20 protein-coding genes are annotated in these 24,343 nt (G+C 65.4%); 4 read left to right on the forward strand and 16 right to left on the reverse strand.

Translation table 11 applies throughout. The features are described 5' to 3' along the window. Positions 1–33: 33 nt before the first annotated feature. Positions 34–1,881, reverse strand: coding sequence for a type I restriction-modification system subunit M (locus AC6LJW_RS08745; RefSeq protein WP_498086987.1), 1,848 nt, complete (start codon positions 1,879–1,881; stop codon positions 34–36). A 188-nt stretch (positions 1,882–2,069) separates the two neighbouring features. Further along, on the reverse strand, positions 2,070–2,873 hold the full coding sequence (locus AC6LJW_RS08750) for a hypothetical protein (RefSeq protein ID WP_498086988.1): 804 nt from the start codon (positions 2,871–2,873) through the stop codon (positions 2,070–2,072). Positions 2,874–3,018: 145 nt separating this feature from the next. Between AC6LJW_RS08750 and AC6LJW_RS08755 the strand changes: the two genes are divergently transcribed. Continuing rightward, the gene (locus tag AC6LJW_RS08755; RefSeq protein WP_498086989.1) at positions 3,019–5,481 is read left to right on the forward strand and encodes a mechanosensitive ion channel family protein; all 2,463 of its coding nucleotides are present in this window, start codon (positions 3,019–3,021) and stop codon (positions 5,479–5,481) included. Positions 5,482–5,497: 16 nt separating this feature from the next. Here the strand turns inward: AC6LJW_RS08755 and AC6LJW_RS08760 are convergent, their stop codons facing one another. Beyond that, positions 5,498–5,968, reverse strand: a complete 471-nt coding sequence (locus AC6LJW_RS08760) for an Lrp/AsnC family transcriptional regulator (protein WP_498086990.1) — start codon at positions 5,966–5,968, stop codon at positions 5,498–5,500. Between the two features lie 205 nt (positions 5,969–6,173). On the opposite strand from AC6LJW_RS08760, the gene AC6LJW_RS08765 reads away from it, so the two are divergent. Next, positions 6,174–6,818: a LysE family translocator gene (locus tag AC6LJW_RS08765; protein ID WP_082578768.1), complete on the forward strand. Its 645-nt coding sequence runs from the start codon at positions 6,174–6,176 to the stop codon at positions 6,816–6,818. Between the two features lie 61 nt (positions 6,819–6,879). Further along, positions 6,880–7,785: an EamA family transporter gene (locus AC6LJW_RS08770; protein WP_056559845.1), complete on the forward strand. Its 906-nt coding sequence runs from the start codon at positions 6,880–6,882 to the stop codon at positions 7,783–7,785. Between the two features lie 114 nt (positions 7,786–7,899). Here AC6LJW_RS08770 and AC6LJW_RS08775 read toward each other — a convergent pair whose 3' ends face one another. The 13 genes from AC6LJW_RS08775 to AC6LJW_RS08835 all read right to left on the reverse strand — a co-directional run bounded on the left by AC6LJW_RS08775 (position 7,900) and on the right by AC6LJW_RS08835 (position 23,229). Then, entirely contained in the window at positions 7,900–8,475 is a 576-nt protein-coding gene (locus AC6LJW_RS08775) for a hypothetical protein (protein WP_427986082.1), read from the reverse strand. A gap of 125 nt (positions 8,476–8,600) precedes the next feature. After that, positions 8,601–9,572, reverse strand: a complete 972-nt coding sequence (locus AC6LJW_RS08780) for a Bug family tripartite tricarboxylate transporter substrate binding protein (RefSeq protein WP_056559849.1) — start codon at positions 9,570–9,572, stop codon at positions 8,601–8,603. A 44-nt stretch (positions 9,573–9,616) separates the two neighbouring features. Then, positions 9,617–10,402: a 2-oxo-tetronate isomerase gene (gene otnI, locus AC6LJW_RS08785; RefSeq protein WP_056559851.1), complete on the reverse strand. Its 786-nt coding sequence runs from the start codon at positions 10,400–10,402 to the stop codon at positions 9,617–9,619. 81 nt (positions 10,403–10,483) lie between these two features. Continuing rightward, on the reverse strand, positions 10,484–12,496 hold the full coding sequence (locus AC6LJW_RS08790; RefSeq protein WP_156395167.1) for a TonB-dependent receptor domain-containing protein: 2,013 nt from the start codon (positions 12,494–12,496) through the stop codon (positions 10,484–10,486). A 219-nt stretch (positions 12,497–12,715) separates the two neighbouring features. Beyond that, positions 12,716–13,765: an ABC transporter substrate-binding protein gene (locus tag AC6LJW_RS08795; protein ID WP_498086991.1), complete on the reverse strand. Its 1,050-nt coding sequence runs from the start codon at positions 13,763–13,765 to the stop codon at positions 12,716–12,718. A 90-nt stretch (positions 13,766–13,855) separates the two neighbouring features. Beyond that, on the reverse strand, positions 13,856–14,839 hold the full coding sequence (locus tag AC6LJW_RS08800) for a CobW family GTP-binding protein (protein WP_498086992.1): 984 nt from the start codon (positions 14,837–14,839) through the stop codon (positions 13,856–13,858). Continuing rightward, positions 14,839–16,497, reverse strand: a complete 1,659-nt coding sequence (locus tag AC6LJW_RS08805; RefSeq protein ID WP_498086993.1) for an amidohydrolase family protein — start codon at positions 16,495–16,497, stop codon at positions 14,839–14,841. Before AC6LJW_RS08805 ends, AC6LJW_RS08800 begins: the two co-directional genes overlap by 1 nt. Before the next feature lie 5 nt (positions 16,498–16,502). Next, positions 16,503–17,750, reverse strand: a complete 1,248-nt coding sequence (locus AC6LJW_RS08810) for a metal-dependent hydrolase family protein (RefSeq protein WP_056559860.1) — start codon at positions 17,748–17,750, stop codon at positions 16,503–16,505. Between the two features lie 27 nt (positions 17,751–17,777). After that, positions 17,778–18,659, reverse strand: a complete 882-nt coding sequence (locus AC6LJW_RS08815; protein WP_056559862.1) for an ABC transporter permease — start codon at positions 18,657–18,659, stop codon at positions 17,778–17,780. Positions 18,660–18,667: 8 nt separating this feature from the next. Then, the gene (locus tag AC6LJW_RS08820; RefSeq protein ID WP_056559864.1) at positions 18,668–19,714 is read right to left on the reverse strand and encodes an ABC transporter ATP-binding protein; all 1,047 of its coding nucleotides are present in this window, start codon (positions 19,712–19,714) and stop codon (positions 18,668–18,670) included. Between the two features lie 3 nt (positions 19,715–19,717). Continuing rightward, positions 19,718–20,527, reverse strand: coding sequence for an ABC transporter permease (locus AC6LJW_RS08825; protein WP_156395064.1), 810 nt, complete (start codon positions 20,525–20,527; stop codon positions 19,718–19,720). 277 nt (positions 20,528–20,804) lie between these two features. After that, entirely contained in the window at positions 20,805–21,899 is a 1,095-nt protein-coding gene (locus AC6LJW_RS08830; protein WP_498086994.1) for a M14 family metallopeptidase, read from the reverse strand. A 1-nt stretch (position 21,900) separates the two neighbouring features. Next, the gene (locus tag AC6LJW_RS08835; protein WP_056559870.1) at positions 21,901–23,229 is read right to left on the reverse strand and encodes an MFS transporter; all 1,329 of its coding nucleotides are present in this window, start codon (positions 23,227–23,229) and stop codon (positions 21,901–21,903) included. Between the two features lie 165 nt (positions 23,230–23,394). On the opposite strand from AC6LJW_RS08835, the gene AC6LJW_RS08840 reads away from it, so the two are divergent. Next, entirely contained in the window at positions 23,395–24,303 is a 909-nt protein-coding gene (locus tag AC6LJW_RS08840; protein ID WP_498086995.1) for a LysR substrate-binding domain-containing protein, read from the forward strand. Positions 24,304–24,343: the final 40 nt, after the last annotated feature.

Consider the following 24,343-nt stretch of genomic DNA (forward strand, 5'->3'; position numbering starts at 1 on the left):
TAACCTCCATATAAGAGGAGTATCTGGGAAAACTCATTCCGCCAGCTCCTTCAGCATCTTCACGATGTTGGCCGAGACTGCCTTCAGCTCTTCATCAATGGCCTGCAAGCTACGCGGTGGTTCAAACACATAGAAGTGGCGATTGAACGGAATCTCGTAGCCAACCTTGCTTTTGGCGTCATCTATCCAAGCGTCGGGTGCATGCGGCAGCACTTCGCGCTCGAAGTAAGTTTCGATATCCTCCACCAGCGGCACGTTCTCGGTGTCGCGTAGCGAACTATCCGGCTGCGGCTTTCCTTTCTGTTTCCCCTTCACGCCCAGAACAACGTTGCCACCCTCGTCGCGCTGCGGCCGCTCCACCGTAATGGTCGTGTAGCCGAAATCCTGGTTCTTGAAAATTCGGGAAATTGGTACGCGCTTGAGCTTGCCGCCTTCGGGCGCCGTCGGCAGGTTGCGGTCGTCAATGACAAGCTTCGACTCGCCCTGAACTTGCCCTGCCGCGTCCAGGACCGTGACCAACTCAGCCTCGACAAACTCCCCAAACAACCGCGTGACCGTGGCGATGTGGTCGTCGCTCATTTCCTTGCGCTTGCTACCCAGGCTCTTGCGCATCTTCTGCCAGAAGCTGCTGGCATCAATTAGCTGCACAAGCCCTTTTCGGGCAGCCGGCTTCTTGTTGGACAAAATCCAGACGTAGGTGGCGATCCCGGTGTTGTAAAACATGTCGGTAGGCAGGCCGACGATTGCCTCGACCAGGTCGTTCTCCAACACGTAGCGCCGAATTTCGCTTTCGCCGCTGCCTGCGCCGCCAGTAAACAAGGGCGAGCCATTGAGGACGATGCCGAAGCGGCTACCACCTTTGCCGTCCACCACCGGGCTCATCTTCGAGAGCAGGTGCATCAGGAACAGCATGGACCCGTCGGACACGCGGGGCAGCCCCGGCCCGAAGCGGCCATCGAAGCCCTTGTTTTCGTGCTCCTGGCGAACTGCCTTTTCTACCTTCTTCCACTCCACGCCAAAGGGCGGATTGGACAGCATGTAATCGAATTTCTGACCCGCATGACCGTCGTCGCTCAGCGTGTTGCCAGCGACAATGTTCTCCACCGGCTGGCCCTTGATGAGCATGTCGGCTTTGCAGATGGCATAGGACTCGTCATTGAGTTCCTGCCCGTACATGTTCAGGCGCGCTCGCGGATTGTGCGCCAGCAGGTGTTCACCGGCGATCGACAGCATGCCGCCGGTGCCGGCCGTCGGGTCATAGACGGTGCGCACCACTGCGGCGCCCGGCGTCAGGACGTCGTCGTCCTCGATGAACAACAGGTTCACCATGAGACGGATGACCTCGCGTGGTGTGAAGTGCTCCCCCGCCGTCTCGTTAGAGATTTCGGCGAACTTGCGGATGAGCTCTTCGAACACCAGGCCCATACTGGCGTTATCGACTACTGAGGGGTGCAGGTCGATGTTGACGAATTTCTCCGTGACCAGGTAAAGCAAATTGGCCTTGGCCAGGCGCTCGACCTGAGTATGGAAATCGAAGCGCTCGAAGATGTCGCGCGCGGCTGGCGAGAATGCCTGGACATATGCGTACAGGTTCTGGCGGATGTGGTCCTGGTCACCAAGCAGCTTTTCCAGATCCAACGGCGATGTGTTGTAGAAGCTTGTCCCCGACTTGCGTAGCAGGAAGGAATCCGGGTTGAGGTCCGCTTTCGTCTTGGCGTCGAACTCGGCGAGAACGGATTGCTTTGTCAGTGCCAACACGCAATCGAGCCGACGCAGAACGGTGAAGGGCAAGATGACGCGCCCATATTCAGATTGCTTGTAGTCACCACGCAAAAGGTCCGCCACGGACCAGATGAATGCAGAAAGGGATTGAGGATTCATAGACTTCTACTACCTGCTATTAATTTCAGCGTGTGACTTTAAACGATTGCTTATCTGTAGAACGGCCAGTTGCACAAGCTTGCATGCAAGCTGGCTGCGCTCACATCGTCCGCGAAGGCGCGGCCGGCCCTCGGAAACGTTGACGAACATTGGAAATCAACCCGTGCAGAGGCCATCACGCTCAAAAGTCACTTGTCCTGCCATCGCCTTCTCAGCGTGCCGATGGAGGCGTCCGCGCGCAAAGCTCGCCGATCAGGCCCGCATAGAGCAACCGATCCTTCCGGGAGGCCAAACAAGCGTTCAATCGTTTGACGGATCGTGCCTATTCGCGCATCGGCACGAGCCGCACGGAGGCGTCCGCGACGGGCCGACACGGTGGCGAGGTCCGCATCATCGCCATTATCCGTAGGGGCGAAATCCCATTCAGATTCCTCCTCATCCGCTGGCAATTCATCAATCGACTCCGACTCACCATCGGTCGAGCTGGCGCTTTGGACGGCCGCAGGTGCTTCCTCATCATTCGAAAACCAAGTCACCGCATCCAATACCTGCCAGCAGCGGCCATCTTCCAAATGCAGGATCGCTTGCCCTTTGATAGGGGGAATGTCATCCCCGAATCTGGACAAGACGTCTTTTTTGGCCGCAAATGCCTCGGATACGGCATAAAGCAATGCCGTGTTTCCCTGGACGATGAGGAAGTCGGAGCGGCCTGGCTCGGCGAAATTCGCGCTAAACGCACTGTACAAAGAGATGGTCGCCTTCTCTGACGGGTTTGCCTTGGCAAACCGGGCCAAGATTGGCTCCAGCACATCGATCAGATCCAATCCTGCTGAGTAACGACTTTCGGCATTCACTTCAACGGACGGGTGTGGTTCCCGACTGCGCAACAAGCCAAGTTCATTTATTTGTCGTTCCAACGTCACTCGAATCTCCATGAAAGTAAACGCACATTGATACAAACGGGCCAGAATAGATTTCTTAATGTAACTCAAGAAATGTTTTGATAATTGCCGTGATTGCTTCGCCGGGCCGATGATTGGATCGAATGCATTAACTCGCGATGGCGTGGAATGCCGAAATACCGCAATAATTCGTTTACCAAACTGCCGTTCCTATCCAGCACCACGGAGTCGTGATATGCGCGCCCGCGCACGAATCCTCTTCTGCCTCTTTGGCCTGGCCCTGGGATGGGCGCGCGTGGCATTTGGGGCGGAAGCGCCGGCGCCCGCGACGCCGCCTGCCGCCGCCATCCAGATGGCCGAAATCCCGCTACGGGCCGACACCGATTTGCGCTACGCCGAAGGCGTCCTGCAGCGCGCCTCCACGGCGGATCCCGTATCCGCGCTAATGCCGCCGCTGGACGCCATCGCCAAATCCGCCGACGAAAAGCTCTACGAATTCCAGCCGGCGCAGCTTCGCAACTTTCCGATCATGCGGCTCGAAAGCCTGGAGCGGCACTGGATTTTTGATGTGCGGCGGCTGGCGCGGTGGCAGGTCGAGATGCGGCAGGCGACAGCGTGGTACGCCAGCGATGCGGCCGAGTTGCTGCGGCGGCGCACGGCTTGGCAGGCGATCAAGGATGCGCCGGGGGCATCTGGGCTGCCTGCCGCGTTGGCTGAGCGCATCGACGCGGTGATCGCGCAACTGGCGGCGGCCAGTCAGGCGCTGTCCGGGCCGCTGTCGCGCCAGGTCGAGCTGGAGCAGCGGGCCAACGCGATCGAGGAACAGATCAAGGCAGGTCAGCGCCAGGTGATGGAGGCGATCGATTATGTCGACGCGCGGCTGCTGCGTGTGGATTCGCCGCCGCTTTGGGCGTTGGACTGGTCCGGAAGATCCGACCAGGACACCATGAATCTCCTGCGCGAAGGCCTGGACATCGAAGTCCGGTTTGCGCGCGACTACGGCGCCGCCGGCGCCAGCAATCAGCGCGCCCTGCACACCTTGCAACTGCTGCTGCTGCCGCTCCTGCTGTGGCTTGCGCGCAAGAGCCGCAGCGCCATCCGCACTGGCGTCATGAGCGAAACGGCCGCCGGCGTGCTCGGCCGGCCCATCTCCACCTGGGTTTTGCTGTCCATGATGGGCGTGCTCGCCCTTGAGCCGGACGCGCCGTTGATGGTCCAGCAGATCGCTTTGGTGCTGGCAGCGGTGCCGGTGATGCGCCTGCTTCCGCCCGCCAGCCGCCGATATCTGGACCACTGGCCGCGCGTCATCACCGCCCTGTTCCTGGCCGAAAGGCTGGGATTCCTGTTTCTGGCCAACACCCTGTTCTACCGGCTGTCGACCGTGGCAGCGGCGTTGGCGGCCCTGGCGGCCATCCTCTGGCTGCTGGCGCGCGGGCGCCGCCAGACCTATCCGCCCGGATCCGAGCGACTGGTGCGCGCCTTGCGCGGCGTGGCCTGGGGCGCCGCTGCGTTGCTGTGCATGTCGCTGGGTGCGAACCTGATCGGCAATGTGTCGCTGTCCGAAATGCTGACCAGCGGCATCATCGGTAGCGGCTACTTCGGGCTAGTGCTGTACGCGGGCGTCACCGTCATCATCACCCTCCTGCAGCTATTGCTGGCGCGCCAGGGCATCTCGCGCTTCCGGCTCGCGCGCGAGCACGCGCCGCCGCTGGTCCAGCTGCTGATCCGTTTATTGAGCGCTGCCGCGGTCGTGGGCTGGGCGGTGTACACGATGGATCGCTTCCGCGTGCTGCGCTCGACTTACGCCTTCGTGACGCAAGTGCTGTCCTACACGCTGGAAGTCGGCGAGGTCTCGATCAGCCTCGGCAACATCCTTGTCTTCGCGATCTCGGTGCTGATCGCCTTTTGGGCCGCCCGCGCCGTCCGCATCATCCTGCACGACGAGGTGCTGACCCGCATGTCGCTGCCGCGTGGCGTCGGCAACAGCATTGCCTCGCTGTCGTACTACCTGGTGCTGCTGCTGGGGCTGGGCATCGCACTGTCCGCTGCGGGGTTTCAGACCAGCCAGCTCACCATCGTGTTCGGCGCCCTGGGCGTGGGCATCGGCTTCGGCCTGCAGGGTGTGGTGAACAACTTCGTGTCCGGGCTGATCCTGATGTTCGAGCGGCCGATCCAGCCGGGCGACGTGGTGGAGATCAGCGGCACGTCGGGTCAGGTGCGCGACATCGGCATGCGCGCCACGCGCATCAAGACCTTTGAAGGCGCCGACGTGATCGTGCCGAACGGCACGCTGCTGTCCGAGAAGCTCACCAACTGGACCATGCTGGACCGCAGCCGTCGTATCGAGGTCAGCATCGGACTGGCCTACGGCACCGATCCGAGGCAGGTGCTGGAACTGCTGGATGGCGTGGCGCGGCAGACGCCGGGCGTGGTGACCGAGCCCGCGCCGATGGTGCTGTTCATGGGATTCGGCGCCAGCACGCTGGATTTCAGCTTGCGGGCGTGGACGTACGACTTTGACCGCTGGATCGAGATCCGCAGCGACATGATGGCGCGGATGTACGACGCGCTGCGGGAGGCGGGCATCCAGATTCCCTTTCCGCAGCGGGATCTGCATTTGCGCAGCGTGTCGGAGGAGGCGAGCCGAACCTTATTCGACGCCAGGCCGCCTGGACCGGACGCCCCGCATCCGGGGTGAACCGGCACTCCCGCCGTCAGGCGGGAACCGTCACCGGCACCGTCAGCCCATTCTTCACCCGGCTCATCACCACCAGCGTCGAAAACCGCTTCACATTCGGATTGCCCCAGAAATGGCGCTGCGCAAACACTTCATACTCGGCCATGTCGCGCATGGTGAGCGTCAGTACGAAATCGACTTCGCCCGTCACCGACAGGCACTGCATGATTTCGGGCGCGGTCTGCATGGCGCGTTTGAAATGGTCGAGCTTGTCGGCGCGCTCGCTTTCCAGCGATACCAGCACCACCATCGTGATTCCGCGCCCGACCGCGGCGGGATCGACCACCGACACGTCCGCCGTCACCACCTTGGATTCGCGCAGCCGCTTCATGCGGCGCAGGCAGGACACCGGCGACAGGTTCACGCGTTGCGCGACGTCCTGGCTGGTGCGCTGGTTGTCTTCCTGCAGGCTTTGCAGGATCTGCAGGTCGAAATCGTCTAGTTCCATAAGGCGCTCGGAACGCGTGTGCGGATGGAGAGTGGCGCGGAAGGCGGGTATCGGTTGATTCTAATCGCGGCCGCGATGCGAACCGTCGCGAATTCGACGGGAAACTTCATTTCGAGCGTGCCGGACGCAGGAATTATTCAAGCGGCTTGCTTACACTGGGAGCCCTCAGCCCGCGCCGCCGGGAATTTCCACGCTGCACCCCGCAATGCCCTCACTCCAGCTTTTCCTGCTTTTCCTGGCCGCCGATGCGGCCTTGAAGCTCACGCCCGGCCCCGACATGGCCCTCACGCTGTCGCGCGGCATGACGCAAGGGTTTCGTCCCGCCTTCCATAGCGTGCTGGGCAACGTGGCCGCCGGTTTCATCCAGGTTCCGGCTGTCGTGCTGGGACTGGCCTCCGTGCTGCGGACCTTCCCCACGCTTTTCGTGGGCATCAAAGCCGCGGGCGGCCTGTATCTGGGTTACCTGGGCGTCAAGGCGATGATCCGGTGCGCGAACGCCGCCGAAGTGTCGCTGGCGGCCCGGCCGGGCGACGCGCGCGACGCCTTCTGGCAGGGCTTCATCACCAACCTGCTCAATCCGAAGGTGCTGCTATTCATGATCGCCTTCCTGCCGCAGTTCACTTCGCCGGACAATGGCCCGGTCTGGATCCAGATGCTGGTGCTGGGCGTGACGATGAAGGCGCTCAGCCTGCCCTACGGCAGTTGCTTTGCGTACGGCGCGTCACGCATCCGCGGCTGGGTCGCGCGCAATCCGTGGTTCCTGCGCGCGCAGCAAGGCATTCTGGGCGCGATCATGCTGGGGCTGGCGATCTACGTGCTGGTATCCACGGCGATGAATCCGCAACCCTGACCGTCCGCCCCCGCGCCGAATCACCCCAGCACAAGCGTTATTTCACAAGCCCCGTCCTTCCATGACTGCCGCCACCTTGAACAACGGACACAACAGCGCCGCGTCCACCCTGCTTCCCACCTTGTCGCTGATCGGCGCCATGGCCTCGCTGTGCGTGGGCACGTCGTTCGCGAAATCGCTGTTTCCGGAAGTGGGCGCGCAGGGCACCACCGCGTATCGCATCGTCATCGGCGCCATCATCCTGCTGGCCTTCTGGCGGCCGTGGCGCTTTCCGCTGACGCGCCGCAACGCCGCGAAGATCGCCCTGTACGGCGTGACGCTGGCGTGCATGAACCTGCTGTTCTACATGGCGCTCAAGACCCTGCCGCTGGGTATTGCCATCGCCATCGAATTCACGGGACCGCTGACGCTGGCTGTCGTGCTGTCCCGGCGGGCCATCGACTTTGTGTGGATCGCCTGCGCGCTGGCCGGCCTGATTCTGCTCATCCCCACCGGCCAGTCCGTCCACGACCTCGATCCGCAGGGCATCGCGTACGCGCTGGGCGCTGCCGTGTGCTGGGCGCTGTACATCATCTTCGGCAAGATGGCCGGCAACGTGCACGGCGGCCAGGCCACGTCGCTGGGCCTGCTGGCGGCCGCGATGGTCGCCCTGCCCGTCGGCGCAGCCCACGCGGGCATGGCGCTGTTGGATCCCAAGCTGATCCTGGCCGGCGTGGCCGTCGGCATCCTGTCCAGCGCACTGCCGTATTCGCTGGAAATGGTGGCGCTGCGGCGGCTGCCCCAAAAGACCTTCGGGGTGCTGCTCAGCATGGAGCCCGCGATGGGCGCGCTGGCCGGGGTCGTGGTCTTGAACGAACACCTGTCGCAGACGCAATGGCTGGCGATTCTCGGCATCATCGTTGCGTCCGCCGGCTGCGCCGCGACGGCGCAGCGCAGCCGCAAGGCGCCGGTCCCCGCGCCAGATTGATCAGACGGACGGTGTCTCACCAGGTGTCTGACACCCTGGGAAGAGGCTCGTCAGTTCGCAGCAGCATCTCAAAGGGTGTCAGACACCTTCGCAGCAAATCGCGCCAGCTCGCCATTAACCAAAGCCCGCCTCGCGCTGCGGCAGCGATAGCGGGTCGAAGTCTTCCCAATGGTTGTTGCGCCAGCGGCCGTTGGCATGTTCCACGTCGGCGCCGCCGGCATCGCGCAGGATGCGGCATGCCAGCAACTCGCGCTGCGGCCGGACCCGCACGGCGACCATGACGCCGGCCTGGCGGATCTCGGCATGGGAATCGGGATTGAAGTGGCCGTGCTGCGTGGTGCCGTGACCCGTCACCCAGAGCGCGCCAAACAGCGACCCGAGATACGCACCGACACCCGCCGCGGCCAGGATTGCGGCCGTGGAGTCGCTGAGTTCCGCCGCGACGAATCCGCCGAACACCGCAAATACGGCCCCCACGCCGCCGGCGCCCAGATAGGCGCCCATGTCGGCGCGCCCCGCGTCCGGATCGGAACGCCGGTCGCCGCCATACGGAAAGCGGCCGTGCTCGCCGGCGGGATTGACGTAGAAGGTATGGATATCCCAGTCGGGAAAGCCGCTGGTGGCAAGGCGGCTGGCGGCGGCCTTGGCGGCTTCGAAGCCCTCGAAGCGGGCAGCTACGATCAAAGACATGGCAGTCTCCTCGCCCGCGGTCCGGGCCGGATGCGCATTGTTTTATCGTACGCCCGCGCAGCCGCCGTGCACGCCCGCGTTACACCTTGCCGCCGCTGTTACCCGGCCGCTGTTACCCCGGCGCCCTATTCCGCGGAAAGCCCCTTGCCCTGGATGACAGCGCCCCAACGCTGGTGCTCCTGCCGCGCATAGGCACGAAAGGCGTCGGGCGTGCTGCCGGCCGGCTCCATGCCCTGCAGCGTCAGTTGCTTGACGACGTCCGGCGATTCCAGCGCTTGCCGGATCGCCTGGCTGAGCTGTTCAACGATGGGTGCGGGCGTCCCGGCCGGCGCGACCACGCCCTGCCAGGCCGCCGCCTCGAAGATCGGACCGCCCGCCTCGGCAAAGGTCGGCACGCCCGGCAATTGCGCGGACCTGTTGGCGGACGGCACGGCAATCGCGCGCAGCCTGCCCGCCTGGATCAGCGGGCGGGCGGCGGCAAGGTCCGCCATCATCAGCGGCACCACGCCAGCGGCCACATCCTGGAGCGCGGGCGGCGACCCTTTGTACGGCACCGCCGTCGCACGGCCACCAACGGTTTCCATGAACAGTTCCATCGCCAGATGATGCGGACTGCCCACGCCAAGCGATGCATAGCTGCCGCGCGGCTCGCGTTTCAGGTACGTCTTGACGTCGTCCAGCGTGTGCAGACCCGAGTCCGGCGCGGCCACCAGCACGATGGGAAGCGCCACCAGCGTGGACACCGGCGTCAGGTTTTTCTGCGGATCGTAAGGCAGATCGTTGTACAGCCACGGGTTGAGCGCCAGCGTGCTCATACCCGCGGTCAGCACCGTGTAACCGTCCGGCTGGGCGCGCGCGGCCTCTTGCGCGGCGACGATGGTGGCGGCGCCCGGACGGTTCTCGACCACCACCGGCTGCCCCAGCGTCTCGCCGACATGGCGGGCCACGATGCGGGTCGCCAGATCGCTCCCGCCCCCCGCGCTGAACGGCACCAGCCACCGGATGGGCCGATCGGGATAGTCGGCCGCCCACGACGCGGCTGGCATGGCCGCGGCCAGCGCCGCCGAAAACAGCATGCGCAGCATGCCCTGGAACATGACGCTCACTCCTTTTGAACTTCAAATACGCCGATTGTTGCCGATCAGGCGCGCGCCGCGCTCAGCCAGCGCAAGCCGGCTGACGTGGAACCTGCGGGACGGTACTCGCAACCGATCCAGCCGGTGTACTGCAATTCGCGCAGCACGCCGAAGATCCAGCCATAGTCGAGTTCGCCCCGGTCCGGCTCCTGGCGCAGCGGCACACCGGCGATCTGCAGGTGGCCCACGCGCCCGGTGGGCAGGTACTCGCGCAGTTTGGCGGTGACGTCGCCCTCGACAATCTGGCAGTGGTACAGGTCCATCTGCACCTTCAGGTTGGGCGCGTTGACCGCCTGCACGACGGCATGTGCGTCCTCTTGGCGGTTCAGAAAATAGCCAGGGATGTCGCGCGTGTTGATCGGCTCGATCAGCAGCGTGACGCCGGCAGAGCGCGCCTCACGGGCGGCCCAGTCGAGATTGGCGTGATAGTAGTCCAGCATCGCCTCGCGCGATGCATCGGGCGGCGCAACGCCCGCCATCACATGCACATTGGAACAAGATAAAGCGGTGGCATACGAGAGCGCCTGCTCGATGCCGGCCTGGAACTCGGCCTGCCGGCCCGGCAGCGCCGCCAGCCCGCGATCGCCCTGCGCGGTGATGCCGGGCGGCGCGTTGAACAGCACCTGCGCCACCCCGGCGGCATCCATGCGCTCGCGCACGAACGCCGCGGGCGCTTCATACGGAAACATGCACTCCACGCCCGCGTAGCCGTCGGCCGCGGCCGCCGCATAACGGTCCAGGAACGCATGTTCCGTGTACATCATCGACAGATTGGCGGCGAACTTCAGCATGGCGGGCTCCTGGCGCGAGGTGCCGCCGCGGACGGCGGCACCTGCCGAAAATAGCACAGGCCAGCGCCGCCCCCAACCCGGTCAGTACGTCATGCGCACGCCCAGCAGCACGCTGCGGCCGGGCAGCGGCGCAACCGTCGAGATGAACGAGGCGTGGTTGTAAGCCAGCTTGTTCAGCAGGTTGGTGCCGCGCAGGAAGACCTCGTAGCCGGTGGCGCCGTACTGGCCGCGATACGCGACCACCGCGTTGACCATGTTGTAGCCCGGCGTGGTGTCTTCATAGGCCGCGATGTCCTTCTGCGCGAACACGCGTGCGTATTCGACGCCGCCCGACCACTGCTGCCACTTGAAGTTGCCCCGCACGCCCGCGCGCCCGGCCGGAATGCGCGGCAGATTGCCGTCGCCACCCGTCAGCTTGCCGCGCACGTAGTCGCCGAACACCGCCGCCGAGAAGATCGGCGTGAACTGGTGCCGCAGCTCGCCTTCCACACCCGTGAACTCCGCGTCCTGCTGCGTGTATTCGATCAGGCGGAAGTCCTCGTAGCGGTCCAGCGTGTTGGCGTAGATGTAGTTCTTCACGCGGTTGTGGAACACGCTGGCCGAGAACGTCGTGTCGCCCGAATGCTTGCGCAAGGTCAGGTCGATGTTGTGCGACGTTTCACGCGTCAGGTCCGGGTTGCCCAGTTCATACGTATTGGTGGCGATGTGGATACCATCCGCATAAAGCTCCTGCGCGTTGGGCAGGCGCTGCGAGCGCGACAGCGACAGCGCCACGGAATACTGCGGCGCAAAGTCCCAGATCGCGGCGGCCGACAGCGACGTGCCCGACAGGCTGCTGCGCGACGCGCCACCCGACGGCGACACGCGCTGCCAATCCTGGCGCGCGCCCAGTTCGAAGCGCCAATCGTTCAACTGGTATTCCTCCAGCAGGAACACCCCGGTCGAGCGGGTCTTGCTGGGCGGCAGGAACGCTTCTTCGCCTTCGGCGCTGAAATCGCTGTACGCGTTCTGCAGGCCGATCACGCCGCGCCAGCCGGCGATGGGCTTGTGCTGCAGCTCCACCCGCATGTCGTAGCCCTTGTTCTTGAAGCGCGTGCCGACCTCGCCGCCCTCGATCTCGTCGTGCTGGTAATCCGTCAGGCCGCCGCGGAAGCGGATCTTCTCGAAGCCGGCAAACGGATCCTGATACTCGGCGCGCAGATCCATCCGGTTGCTGCGCAACTTCACGTAGGGAACGCCGCCATGCTCGTGATCGTGGTCGTGGCCTTCCTCGCCTTCGTCCCCATGATCATGGTCATGGCCGCCGCAGTGCAGATGCGTGCCGTGCGGGTGGCAGCCTTCGTATTCGTGGTTGTGGCCGGGCAGACCGTATTCGCTTTGCAGATGCGTGAACGCCACGCCCACATAGCCGCGCGGCGTGATCCACGACATGCCCACCGAGCCCTGCGTCGACTCGCTGTACGAGCCTTCCAGCTTGCCGCCGGGCCAATCGGGAACGTCGTAGTCGCTGGTGCGCCGCTTCATGCCTTCGACCCGCACCGCGAACTGGCCTTCGCCCGCCGTGATGCCCACCGCGCCGGCGCGCTCCTTGGTGCCGGTGGCGCCGCGCAGTTCCGCTTCGGCCGCGATGCCCTTTTCCGGCACTTCGGTCGGGATCTTTTTGTCCACCACGTTCACCACGCCGCCGATCGCGCCGCCGCCGTACAGCAGCGTGGCCGGGCCGCGCAGCACTTCGATGCGGTCGGCCAGCAGGGGCTCGACGGTGACAGCATGGTCGGGGGAGATGGCCGAGGCGTCCATCACTTCGGACCCATCGGACAGCACCTTCACGCGCGGCGCGGTCTGTCCGCGGATTACCGGCCGGCTGGCACCGCCGCCGAACGTGTCGCTATTGACGCCCGGCAGGTTCTTCAGCGTTTCGCCCAGCGTGCCGTTGCGCTGCTCGATCAACGCATCGCCTTCCAGCACCGAGGCCGGCAGCGTGGTGCTGTTCAGGTCCAGACCCAGCGGATTCGCGGAGACCGTGATCGGCGCCACGGTCTGCGTGCGTGCCTCGCCTTCGGTCTGCGCCTGGGCGACGGGCGCCATCAGCATCAACGAGCACACTAGCGGCGCTTTCCCCATCCCCAGCTTCTTACTGTTCATCTTTACTCTCTCGGATGTTATATCATTACAAACCAGCAGCCGGATGATATAACATTTCATCGCCCATGCACCGTCATCCAGAAACGACAAAGCGCGGTTCCCCTGCAGGAATCGCGCTTCGGTGACGCGGTCAGTGGTGCAATGCGGGGCACGGCGCCCCGCCCGCGATCATCCCGCCTTGAACTCCTTGTTCCAGAACTCCAGCATGTCCGCCTTCTTTTCGGTCAGCGCCTTCAGGTCATATGCGTGCAGCAGCTTGACCTCGGCGTCCGAGAAGCCCACGCGCTTCAACGCCTCCGGCAGCGACGCGTTGGTCACGGTAGGCGCATAGCCCATCTTTTCGGCAAAGCCGATCTGGCCCTGGGGATCGAGCATGGCGTTCAGGTAGGCCCACGCCGCATCCTTGTTGCGGCTGTTCTTGGCAACGGCGGCTTCAAACGACACCGGCACCGACCCTTCCTTCGGGATAACGAAGCCCAGCGGCAGCCCGCTGTCCTTCCATTGCAGCGCGCGCGCCTTCCACATGACGGCGATCGCGATCTCGCCGGACTTGAAGGCGGCCGCGACGGCTTCATTGGACGGGTAGATGCGGGGCGCGTTGGGCTTGAGCTTGGCCAGGAACCGCTTGCCGCCATCAAAATCCTTGGTGGTGCCGTCCGCGCCCAGGCCCACGAAGACCGAGTTGTAGAGGTAGAGAATGTCGGAAAAGCCGACCTGGCCCTTCCACTTGGGATCCAGCAACACCTGCAGCGAATCGGGCGGCGTCGGGAATTTCTCGGTGTTGTAGACCAGCGTCATCGCGCTGAAGATGTGCGGAATCGAGTACGGCGTCTTCAGCGTGTCGATGGCATTGGCCAGGTTGGGCAGCTTCTTGACGTCCACGGGCTCCAGCGTGCCGGAGCGCTCGGCGTCATACATGTCGACTTCACCCAGCAGCGCCACATCCATGCTGCCGCGGCGCGAGTTCTTTTCGGCGCGCAGTTTGGTGACCCGGCCCACGGCATTGCCCGTGTCGTAGACCACCTTCACGTCCTGCTTGGCGACGATGGGGTTGATGATCTGCTGCAGCAGATTTTGGTAATCGCCGCCCCAGGTGCCGACCACGATTTCCTTTTCGGCGGCGTGGGCCATGCCGGGCAGCCAGCCCAGGGCGGGCGCAAGCGCCAGGCCGGAGGCGGTCTTGATGAAGCCACGGCGATTCAGGTTTTTCTCTTGCATGACAACCTCGTATCGAAGGGAACTGACGACTAGCTACGATGCACCGCGCGGCAGGCCAGTCTGGCCGCGCGACCTTGGGTTCAAAGGAATTCAGACCAGCATGTCGACCAGCGCATGCGGCGCGGAGGCGCGGATTTCTTCGGCCTCGATGTCGCGCGCAATCACGATGATCGCGTCGCGCGCGTCGGGCTGCCGCGTCAGCCGCTGCGGCAGGCTGAAGGTCGAGCCGACCGACTGGATCAAGATGGGCTCCTCGCAATCGCTGACGCGCACCACGGCCTTCACGCGCAGCAGGCGGTCGCCGCACAGGCCGGCCAGGTTGTCCAGCCATTCGGAAAAATCGGTCCAGCTGATGCCGGCCTGCGCGCGCGCCGCCATCACGCGGATGCGCGGATGCGCCGCCCCCTGCCCGCCTGCCGTCAACATCCGCGCCGCCAGCCCCGCCAGATCGGACGTGCCTTGCGATGGCGCGAAGGCGGCCTGCACGGCGCGGCTGCGATCCGGCTCCGCGACAACGGCGGCCAGCGGATTCAGCGCCTCGGCGCGCGCCGCGCGAGCGCCCAGCGCACCGGGAACGGCCGGCAGCAGATCGGTCTTGGTCAACACGATGCGATGCGCCGCGCCGAACTGCGCCATGGCCTCGTCCATCTCGGCCAGCGCATCGGGATCGCGCGCGCAATCGTCGGTGCAGACCACCGTCAGCCGCAGGCCTCGGCTGGCCAGCTCGGGGTCCGCCAGCGACGCGATGATCGGGCCCGGCCGCGACAGCCCGCTGCATTCCAGGATGACGCGTTGCAAGGGGCCCTCGCCCTCGGGCCGGGGCGCTTCCAGCAACGCGCTCAGCGTGTAGACCAGGTCGCTGCGCAGCGAGCAGCACACGCAGCCATTGGCCATCAAGGTCATCGGCACGTTGTCGCTGTCGTTGGCCACGATGGCCCCATCAACGCCGACCTCGCCGGCCTCATTGACAATCACGCCCGTGTCCCGCGATGCCGGATCGCGCAGGTAGTCCACCAGCAGCGTGGTCTTGCCGCTGCCCAGAAACCCGCACAACAGGAACAGGTCGATGGCCATCAGCTTGCATCCTCGCCCGTGTCGCACGGCGATCCCGACGGTGCGCCGCCGGTCGGCGGACGCTCGCCGTCCGGGACGTCGGCCCAGCTGTCGCGGACCATCGCGCGCACGTCGGCCAGCAGCTCGGCGGTGTCGTACACCACGCCCGACTTGATGGTGGTCTGCAGGCAGCGCTGCCACTCGACCTTCGCGGTGTCGTCGTTCAGGCGCATGGCGCCCGTGCCGAACAGCAGCTTGAAGTCGGTCAGCGGATTCTGGTCGTGGATCAGCAGGTCGGCGCGCTTTTGCACGTCGATGGAGCCGGTATCGTCATCGATGCCCAGCAGCGCCGCGCTGTGCGACGTGGCCGCGCGCAGGACCTCGATGGGATGAAAGCCCGCTTCCTGCAGCAGTTCCAATTCGCGGACGAAGCCAAAACCGTAGATCTGATAGATAAAGCCCGAATCGCTACCCGCGCAGACGCGTCCGCCCAGGTTCTTGTATTCGTTGATGAACTGCATCCACAGCCGGTAGTTCTGCTTCCACTCGATCTCGTTGGTGGTGCTCCAGCGATACCAGTAGGCGCCGTGGCCGCCGCGCTGCGGCTGAAAGTAGCGCCACACGGCCTTCCAGGTGTATTCGTCGTGCCAGTCCGCGCGGCGCGCGCGCATCAGGTCGCGGTTGGCGTCGTAGATGTTGAAGGTCGGCACGAAGGTGTGGCCCAGTTCCAGGAACTCGTCCATGACCTGACGCCACTTGGCCGAACCCGGCTGCGCGGCCTGCATGAAGGTCTGGCCCGCCACCGCAAAGCGGTAATACTCGTCGCTGTAGTTGTAGTCCGTGGGAAAGGATTGCACGACGCGGTCTTCAAACAGGGCTTCTGGCAGGCCGTAATAGTGCTCGGAGCTGGTCAGGCCCCAGCGCGCGGACTTCATCGCGTTCACGCGCGTCACCGCCATCTGGGCGTGATGGCAGCCCGAGCGCAGGCCCACCTTGGCCGCCTCGTCCAGCGCCGCTTCCATGATGGCGGGCGGCGCGCCAAAGAACTTGATGCCGTCCGCGCCGCGCGCGGCCAGCTTGCGCACCCACTCGCGGCCCTGTTCGGGCGTGTGGATGGTCTTGACGCGATCGTTCACCGCCGGGAACACGGAATGCACGATCATGCGCGGCGCGGCGATCCGGTTGGAGGCGGACAGCTCGCGCTGTTCCATCGTCCAGCCCAGGCCGCCCATCGCGCCCATCTCGCGCACGGTGGTGACGCCATGCGCCAGCCATAGCTTGTAGATGTAGTCGGCGGGCGGCACGATGCCGCTCATGGCGTGATACGGCGTGCCAATGTGCGCGTGCGCGTCCACGAAGCCCGGCGTGACGAACTTGCCGTGGCAGTCGATCTCGTGGTCGCCCGGGCCGGGCCGGCGCTTCGGGTCGATGGCCTTGTGCGGCGTGCCCACATTGACCAGCGCCGTGATGCGATCGTTCTCGATCACGATGTCGACCGGCCCCCAGGGCGGCGCGCCGGTGCCGTCGATGATCGTGGCCCCGCGCAGGATCAGCCGCGGAAACGGCCCGAGCCCCCGGTCACGCGGCGCGGGCGCCGAGGGCGGATGCCAGCCCTTGGCCGCGTTGACGTCGCGCGATTCTTCGCCAACTTCCGATTGCGAAAACGTGGGATCGCTCATGGCCCCTAGACTCCCAGCTCGTTGTGTTCGATGACGCCGCCCTTCATGATCAGGCCGATGTGCTCGCCCTGACCCAGCAGGCACGACAGGTCGCGGTACGGATTGCCGTCCACCAGCAGCACGTCCGCCAGCGCGCCTTCCTGGATGCGGCCCAGTTGGCCCACCTGGTTCAGCACTTCGGCCGCCGTCGTGGTGGCGCACTGGATGACTTCCTGGGCGGACAGCACCTCGCGGCGGATGCGGAACTCGTCGCTTTGCAGGCGCTGGGACGGCCCCAGCAGGTCGGAACCGTAGCCGATCTTCACGCCAGCCTTCTTGTAGATTTCCAGCGAATGCAGGCCGGCGGTGCGCACCGTCGCGATCTTGGCGACGGAGTCCGCGGGCAGGCCGTAATCGGCGCCTTCGTTTGCCAGGGCCTCGTAGGTCACCAGCGTCGGCACCACGAACGCGCCCTTCTCGGCCATGAAGCGCGCCACGCGCTCGTCGACCAGGTTGCCGTGCTCGATGGTGCGCACGCCGTTGCGGATGGCGCGCTCGATCGCGTCGGCGGTATAGGAATGCGCCATGACGTAGGTCTGGCGGCTTGCCGCCTCGTCGACGATGACGCGAATCTCTTCTTCCGAATAGCCGAAGGACGCGATGGGATCCGTAGGCGACGCCACGCCGCCCGAGGCCATCATCTTGATCTGGTCCGCGCCCATCTGCAGTTCCTGGCGCACGGCCTTGCGCACGTCGTCGATGCCATCCGCCACACGGCCGATGTCGCCGGCGCGGAAGCAGCAGCCGCAGAAGCTCATGGGACGCAGGTGGTCCGAGCGCGGACGCGGATCGCCGTGGCCGCCCGTCTGGCTGATGGCGCGGCCCGAGATGAAGAGGCGCGGCCCCTTGACCGTGCCTTCGTTGACCGCGCACTTCAGGCCCCAGCCCGCGCCGCCCGCATCGCGCACCGTGGTGAAGCCCCGGCGCAGCATGGCGGCCATGATGGGCACCGCGCGCATCATCACCAGCGCGTCGGGCAGGACGCCCTGCGTGCTCAGGTTCAACTGCGTGGCCAGCACGTGCACGTGCAGGTCGATCAGACCCGGCATCAGCGTGCGGCCCGCGGCGTCGATCACGCGCGCCGAGGACGCGCTGATCGGCTTGTCCGACACTTCCTTGATGACGCCCTCCTCCACCAGCACATGGTGTCCCTCCAGCAGCTCGGACTGCAGGGGATCGAGCAGGTTCGCGTTTTTGAACAGCACAGCGGACATGAGAATTTCCTTGGAAGGATGTCTAGATCAGGAGGCCATGGTCTTGATGTAGCGCCGATGGATCAGCCAGTTGGAGAGCAGCGCGATGATGAGCGTGCCGCAGACCAGAATGACGGCCAGCGCAGCGCCGAACGGCCAGTTCGAGGCCTTGGTGATCTGGTCGTACAGCGCGGGCGCCATCATGGTCAGGCCGGAACCGCCCAGCAGCACCGGCGTGGCGTACGCATTCATGCACAGAATGAACACCAGCATCGTGCCCGCCGCCACGCCGGGCGCGGCGATCGGCAGCACGATGCGGCGGAAGGTGGTGAAGAAGCTGGCGCCCACGTTGCGCGCGGCTTCTTCCACCGACAGGTCCATGCCTTCCAGCACGCTTTGCAGCGTCAGGATCAGGTACGGCATGACCACCGCAGTGGTGCCGATCACCACCGCCGTCGGCGTGTACATCAGCGTCAGCGGCTTGTCGATGATGCCCAGTCCCTGCAACACGGCGTTGACCACGCCCGCGTTGCCCAGCGCCACCATCCAGCCGGCCGCGCGCACCACGTTGCCCACCATCAGCGGAAACACGAGCAGGATCACGAACAGGCTCTTGTACCGGCTCTGCGTGCGCGCCAGGAAGTACGCAACCGGAAAGCCCAGCACCAGCGCCAGCACCGTGCACAGCGCCGCAATACCCAGCGTGGTGAAGAAGATGTCGCGGTAATAGGGGTCGCCAAAGAACTTGGCGTAGTTCTCGAACGTGAAGGCGGTCTGCATCATCTCGACCGGGTCGAAATGATTGAAGCTGTAGCGCGCCAGCTGAAGGATGGGGATCATGATGATCACCAGCACCACCAGCGAGGCCGGAAAGGCCAGTCCCGGGCCCAGCCAGCGGCTGGGGCGTCCGTCCTGCGTTGCGGTCGTCATCGCGCCTCCTATTGCGTGAAGGCGACGCAGTCGTCGGGTTCGAAACACGCATACACGCGCTCGCCGGCGGCGGGCGGCGCGGCGCGCGTGCCGGCATTGACGATCTGGCTGATCATGCGGTCGCCGCCATCGAGCTGCACCCGCACCTCCAGCACCGATCCCAGGTACAACGACGACTCGATCACGCCGGGCAGCGCATTGCCGCCCGAGGGCTGCGCCTGCAGACGCACGCGCTCCGGCCGCACGCCCACGTGGGTGGCATTGCCGCCGCCCGGCGCCGCGATGCGCTGGCCGGCCTTGGTTTCAAACTGATCGTCGGCCTGGCCGCGACCCGTGAAGACATTCATCTTGCCCAGGAAGTCCGCGACGAACAGATTGGCGGGCCGTTCGTACAGCGTGTCGGGCGCGCCGACCTGCTGCACGATGCCGTCGTGCATGATGGCCATGCGGTCCGCGATCGCCAGCGCCTCTTCCTGATCGTGCGTCACGAACACGGTGGTCAAGCCCAGGCGACGCTGAAGCGCACGGATCTCCTCGCGCACTTCCAGGCGCAACTTGGCATCCAGGTTGGACAACGGTTCATCCAGCAGGAACACCTTGGGTTCGATCGCCAGCGCGCGCGCAATCGCCACGCGCTGCTGCTGGCCGCCGGACAACTGGCGCGGATAGCGGTCGCGCAATTCCGTCATGCGCACCATGTCCAGCACGCGCCGGATCTTCGCATCGCGGTCGGCCTTGGGCACCTTGTGCATTTCCAGGCCGAACGCCACGTTCTCGGCCACCGTCATGTGCGGAAACAGCGCGTAGCGCTGGAACACCATGCCGGTGTCGCGCTTGTGCACCGGCAGCCGCGTCACGTCGGTTTCGCCAATGCGGATGCGTCCCGACGTCGGCGTGATGAAGCCGGCAATCATGCGCAGCGTGGTCGTCTTGCCGCAGCCGCTGGGTCCCAGAAAGGTGACCAGTTCGCCTTCGGCAATCTCCAGGGAAAAATCCGACACCGCGACCGCCGCGCCGAACTGCTTGCGGATGTTTTCGATTGAGACCTTCGCCATTTCTTACACCACCTGACTGAGTTTCACATAGCGGTCGGTCACAAGCATGATGATGCCCAACAGCAGGATTTGCACCGAGGCGACCGACGCGATGGTCGGGTCCAGGTTGAATTCGAGGTACTGCATGATCGCGATCGGCAGCGTGGTGCGCCCCGGCCCGACCAGAGACAGGGACAGCTCCAGGTTCTCGAACGACACGACAAAACTGAACAGCGCCGCGGCGACGATGGACGGGCGCAGCATCGGCAGCGTCACGCGCATGAAGGCCTTGGGCGCGCTTGCTCCCAGGTTGCGCGCGGCTTCCTCGATGGAGCCGTCCAGCCCGGCCATGCCCGCCGTCACAAGCCGCACGGTCCATGGAATGGTGAGACACACGTGCGCAATGACGAGGCCCCCGAACGTGCCGACGAGGTCCTGATCCAGCACGTTTTCAGCGCGCAGGTAAAAGAGATAGACGGCCACGCCCGCGACGATCCCCGGGATCAGCAGCGGCGACAGCAGCAGCGTATTGACGCCCTTGCTGCCGGTAAAGCGGTAGCGCGCAATCGCAACCGCCGCCAGCACGCCCATCGTCACGCCGATGAACGCGGCCACCAGCGACACCTGCAGGCTGAAGATGAAGCCGTTGGCGAACGCGGGGTTCTCCCAGGCCTTGACGTACCAGGAGAGCGTGTAGCCCGAGGGCGGGAAATAGAGGATGGCGTCCTTGAAGAAGCTCAGCCAGACCACCAGCACGATGGGGCTGAGCATGAACGCATACATGAGAACCACGAAAACGCGGTGCAGCCACGTGGCCCACGGGATCACGCGCAATGGCTTTTCCCGCGAGGCTGCGACGGCTGAGTCCAAAGGAGGCGCATTATGCAAATCCGGTTCCTTTCAGCAACTGCCGGCTTGGTTTGAAACTCCTCCGAAGACTCTGCGGTCTCTACGGTTAACCAAAGCATATCGGCCGGTTGCTGCCCGGCTCAACTAGGGATAACCCACGGCGCGCCAAAACTCGCGGGTTATCCCTGCGGTAGCCCTATCAGCGGTGCAACCCACCGTGGCGCAACGCTGCAGCAGGTGCAACCCATCGCGCCGCGCGCAGCTACCCGGCGGCCTGCAGGCCGCACACCGCTTGCAGCACCGCGACCCGGCTCTGCCCCAGCACCATGCCTTGCCAATCTTCCTGCCCGCAATAGAACGCGTCGCGCGTGGCCTGCAGGATGTCCTGTTGCAAGGCATCGCGGGCGTCGGGATGCGCACGCAGCCAATTGCGTCCCCGCAGCGCGTGCACCACCTCCTCCCACGGCTTGGTCCCGAACTCCAGCGCCATCAGCGTGGGTTCAGACTTGGGGCAGGCGTCGTAGATAAGGCCGGCGAGATGGCCGGTGATGTCCACCGAGGCCGAGCTGCCCTGATACGGCACGGCGATATCGCTGCCCCACCACCGCCGCGCGCGCGCCACTTCCGCGTCGTCGCGCCGGCCGGCGTAGATCTTTTCGCCGTGACCGCGCGGCCCGAGGCCCGTGTGCACGTCGATCCAGCCGATGTGCGCGTGGCGGCTGGCGTGGGTGCGCAGGATGTCGCGCAATGTCAGCAGCGACGGCGAATGGCGCGCGCCCCCATAAAACAGGCCATCCGGATGCGTGTACTGTCCGCGCGATACCGCCTGCGTCGTGGCCGCCAGGCCGTGCGTTTCAATGTGGCGGGCGATGGCCTGACGGTTCTGCTCGGTGGGCGGCCAGTCCCGCGGCAACAGCAACTCGTGGATCTCGCCATAGCCGGGATTGGCCGGTAGCGCGCGGCCGTCGAAGGGCTGGGCATTGCGGTTCAGGTCGACGTTGCCCTCGTCGGTGCGTGCGATCCACGAAAAGCCGTAGGGGTTCACGGCGTGCACCAGCAGCAGCGCCACGCCCGCCTGCCGCGCGCGGTCCAGCATGGGCGCGTCATCCAGCAGCGCAAGCTGGCAACCCGAACCGCAGAAGCCTTCAACGCCATGCGTGGCCGACGTCACGATCAAGAGCCGCTGCGCACCGGCATCGCCGATCAGCGCCACATCGGTGGCCAGCGGCTCGCCCTGGCTGCCCACGGCCTCGATGCCGTACGACTCAACCTGCGTGGCCAGCGGCGCGGCGGCCGCCAGGAAGCGTTCGCGCGCCTGGACGTAGCTGCTGGAAAAGTAGCGTTCAACGGACTGCATGTCAGGGCTCCTGGCTGTCGATGTCATGGCCGGTGCGGTCCTGAATCCAGAACAGCACCACGGTGGAAAGCGTCACGGTGACCATCAGATACCACGCGGGCGCCATCGGGTTGCCTGTCACGTGCAGCAGCCAGGTCACGAAGAATTGCGCGAAGCCGCCGAAGACCGAGATGCCCAGCCCGTACACCACGGACATGCCCGTGGTGCGCACGGCCTTCGGAAACAACTCAGGCAGCATCGTGATGACGGGCGCGGTCTGCAACGCCAGCAGCACGGCCAGCAAGGCGATGACCGTCATCAGCCGTCCGGTGCTGGGCGCCGACACCAGCCACTGGAAGCACGGCAGCAGCACGCAGACCGTCACGGCGCGCGACCAGAAGATCACGCGCTTGCGCCCCACCCGGTCCGCCAGCATGCCGACGAACGGCGCCAGCGCGAACCCGATCGCACCCAGCACCACGCTGGCAAACAGCGTGGACGTGGCCGGCAGGCCGAGTTCCTTGGTGGCGTAAGCCGGCATGTAAAAGCCGATGATCTGCGCGCACACCATGCCGCCGATCACGAGCAGGATGCCCTTGACGATCGTGAGCTTGTACTCGGCAAAGACGCGGCGCAGCGGCTGGTGGCCGGCGGCGGCCCTTCTGGCGCCGGCGACAGGGGCGGGTTCCAGCGTTTCCTCCAGATTGCGGCGGATGTAGGCGCCCACCGGCACCGTCAGAATGCCGATGACGAACGGCACCCGCCAACCCCAGGCCTGCATTTCTTCGCGGGTCAACGCCGCGGTCAGGATCGCCACGGTCAACGCGCCCAGCATCACGCCGAGCGATTGGCTGCCGAACTGCCAGCTCGAATAGAAGCCGCGCTTGCCGGGCGGCGCGTGTTCCACCAGCAGCGTCGTCGAGGCGCCAACCTCGCCGCCCGCCGCAAAGCCCTGGATCAGCCGCGCCAGCACCATCAGCACGGGTCCAACCACGCCCATCTGCGCATGGGTCGGCGCTACGGCGATGAGCGCACAGCCCAGACCCATCAGCCACAGCGTCAGCGTCATTGCCGCACGGCGGCCGTGCCGGTCCGCATACGAGCCGATCAGCATGCCGCCCACCGGCCGCATCAGAAAGCCCACGCCGAAGGTGGCGGTGGTCAGCAACAGCTGGCCGTAGCCGGAAGCCGCGGGAAAAAACAGCGGCCCGATGACCAGCATCAGGAAGGTGAAGACGGTGAAGTCGAAGAATTCCAGCGCGTTGCCGATGGTGGTGCCGGCAATGACGCGGCGCCGCATCGACGGCGTGTACAACCCTGGGCCGCCGGCTGCGGCGATGGCAATAGACATTTTTTCCCCTTGATGTCCGGTGCGGGGCCGCCGGTCCGTGCGTCCGGATCGCTGTGCCCCATCGCCGTGAATATACGGATGGCGCACGATAAGCAAAAGACAGTATTTTTGTCGCGATGAGCACTTTTTCTTATAGCCCTTCCCGCCCACCGGAACGCCTTGCCCATGAACCTGCGCCAACTTCGCGCCTTTGTACTGATTGCCGAGCATCGCAGCATCCGTGCCGCGGCGCGGGCGCTCTTTGTCACCCAGCCCGCCGCCACCCGCAGTCTGCGCGAGCTGGAGCAGAGCGTGGGCGCGGAGCTGGTGCGCCGCAGCGTCAAGGGGGTGGAACTTACCCCGTATGGCGAAGCGCTGTACAAGCGCGCCGTGCTGATCCTGCAGGAAGCGCGCCGCGCGCAGGAAGAGATCGGCCAGATGCGCGACGGCGAAGGCGGCACGCTGAACCTGGCCATCAGTTCCGCGGCGCTGACCGTGCTGCCCGCGGCGCTGGCCGCGTTTCGCGCACGCATGCCGCGCGTCTCGGTGGCCTTCAATGAAGTCGCGCCGCCTTACAGCCACGAGCAACTGGAATCCGGCCGCTACGACTTCCTGGTGCAGACCGAGTACGACGGCGACATCGACGACGGTTTTGCGCGAACCACGCTGTTCACGCTGCCGCTGGCGGTGGGCGCGCGCGCAGGCCACCCGCTGAGCGGTGCGCGCACGCTGGCCGAGCTGCACGATGCGCTATGGCTGCTGCCGGGCAATATCCAGGCGCCCGCGAACCTGCTGCGGCTGGCGTTCGACGCGCACGGGTTGCCGGCCCCGCGTGACGTGATTCCCTGCCAGTCCATCGCGGTGGCGTTGGCGATCATTGCGGAGAGCGACGCGCTGGGCATCTTCGTGCGCAACTTGTTCGACCATCAATTGCTGCCGCGCGCGCTGCGCATGGTGCGTCTGGACCATCCGCTGCCCGCGGCCCGCGTGTCGGTCCTGACGCGTGCCGACTCGCCGCCGACGCCGGCCGCGCAGTGCTTCATGGATTGCCTCCTGACCGCGCAGGCAGCGTCTTCCCATGCCGGCGGCACCTAGGCGAACCCGCTGAAAGACCGGGTTACTATTGCCGATGGCC

The sequence above is a fragment of the Achromobacter sp. 1012554356 genome (assembly GCF_059760815.1).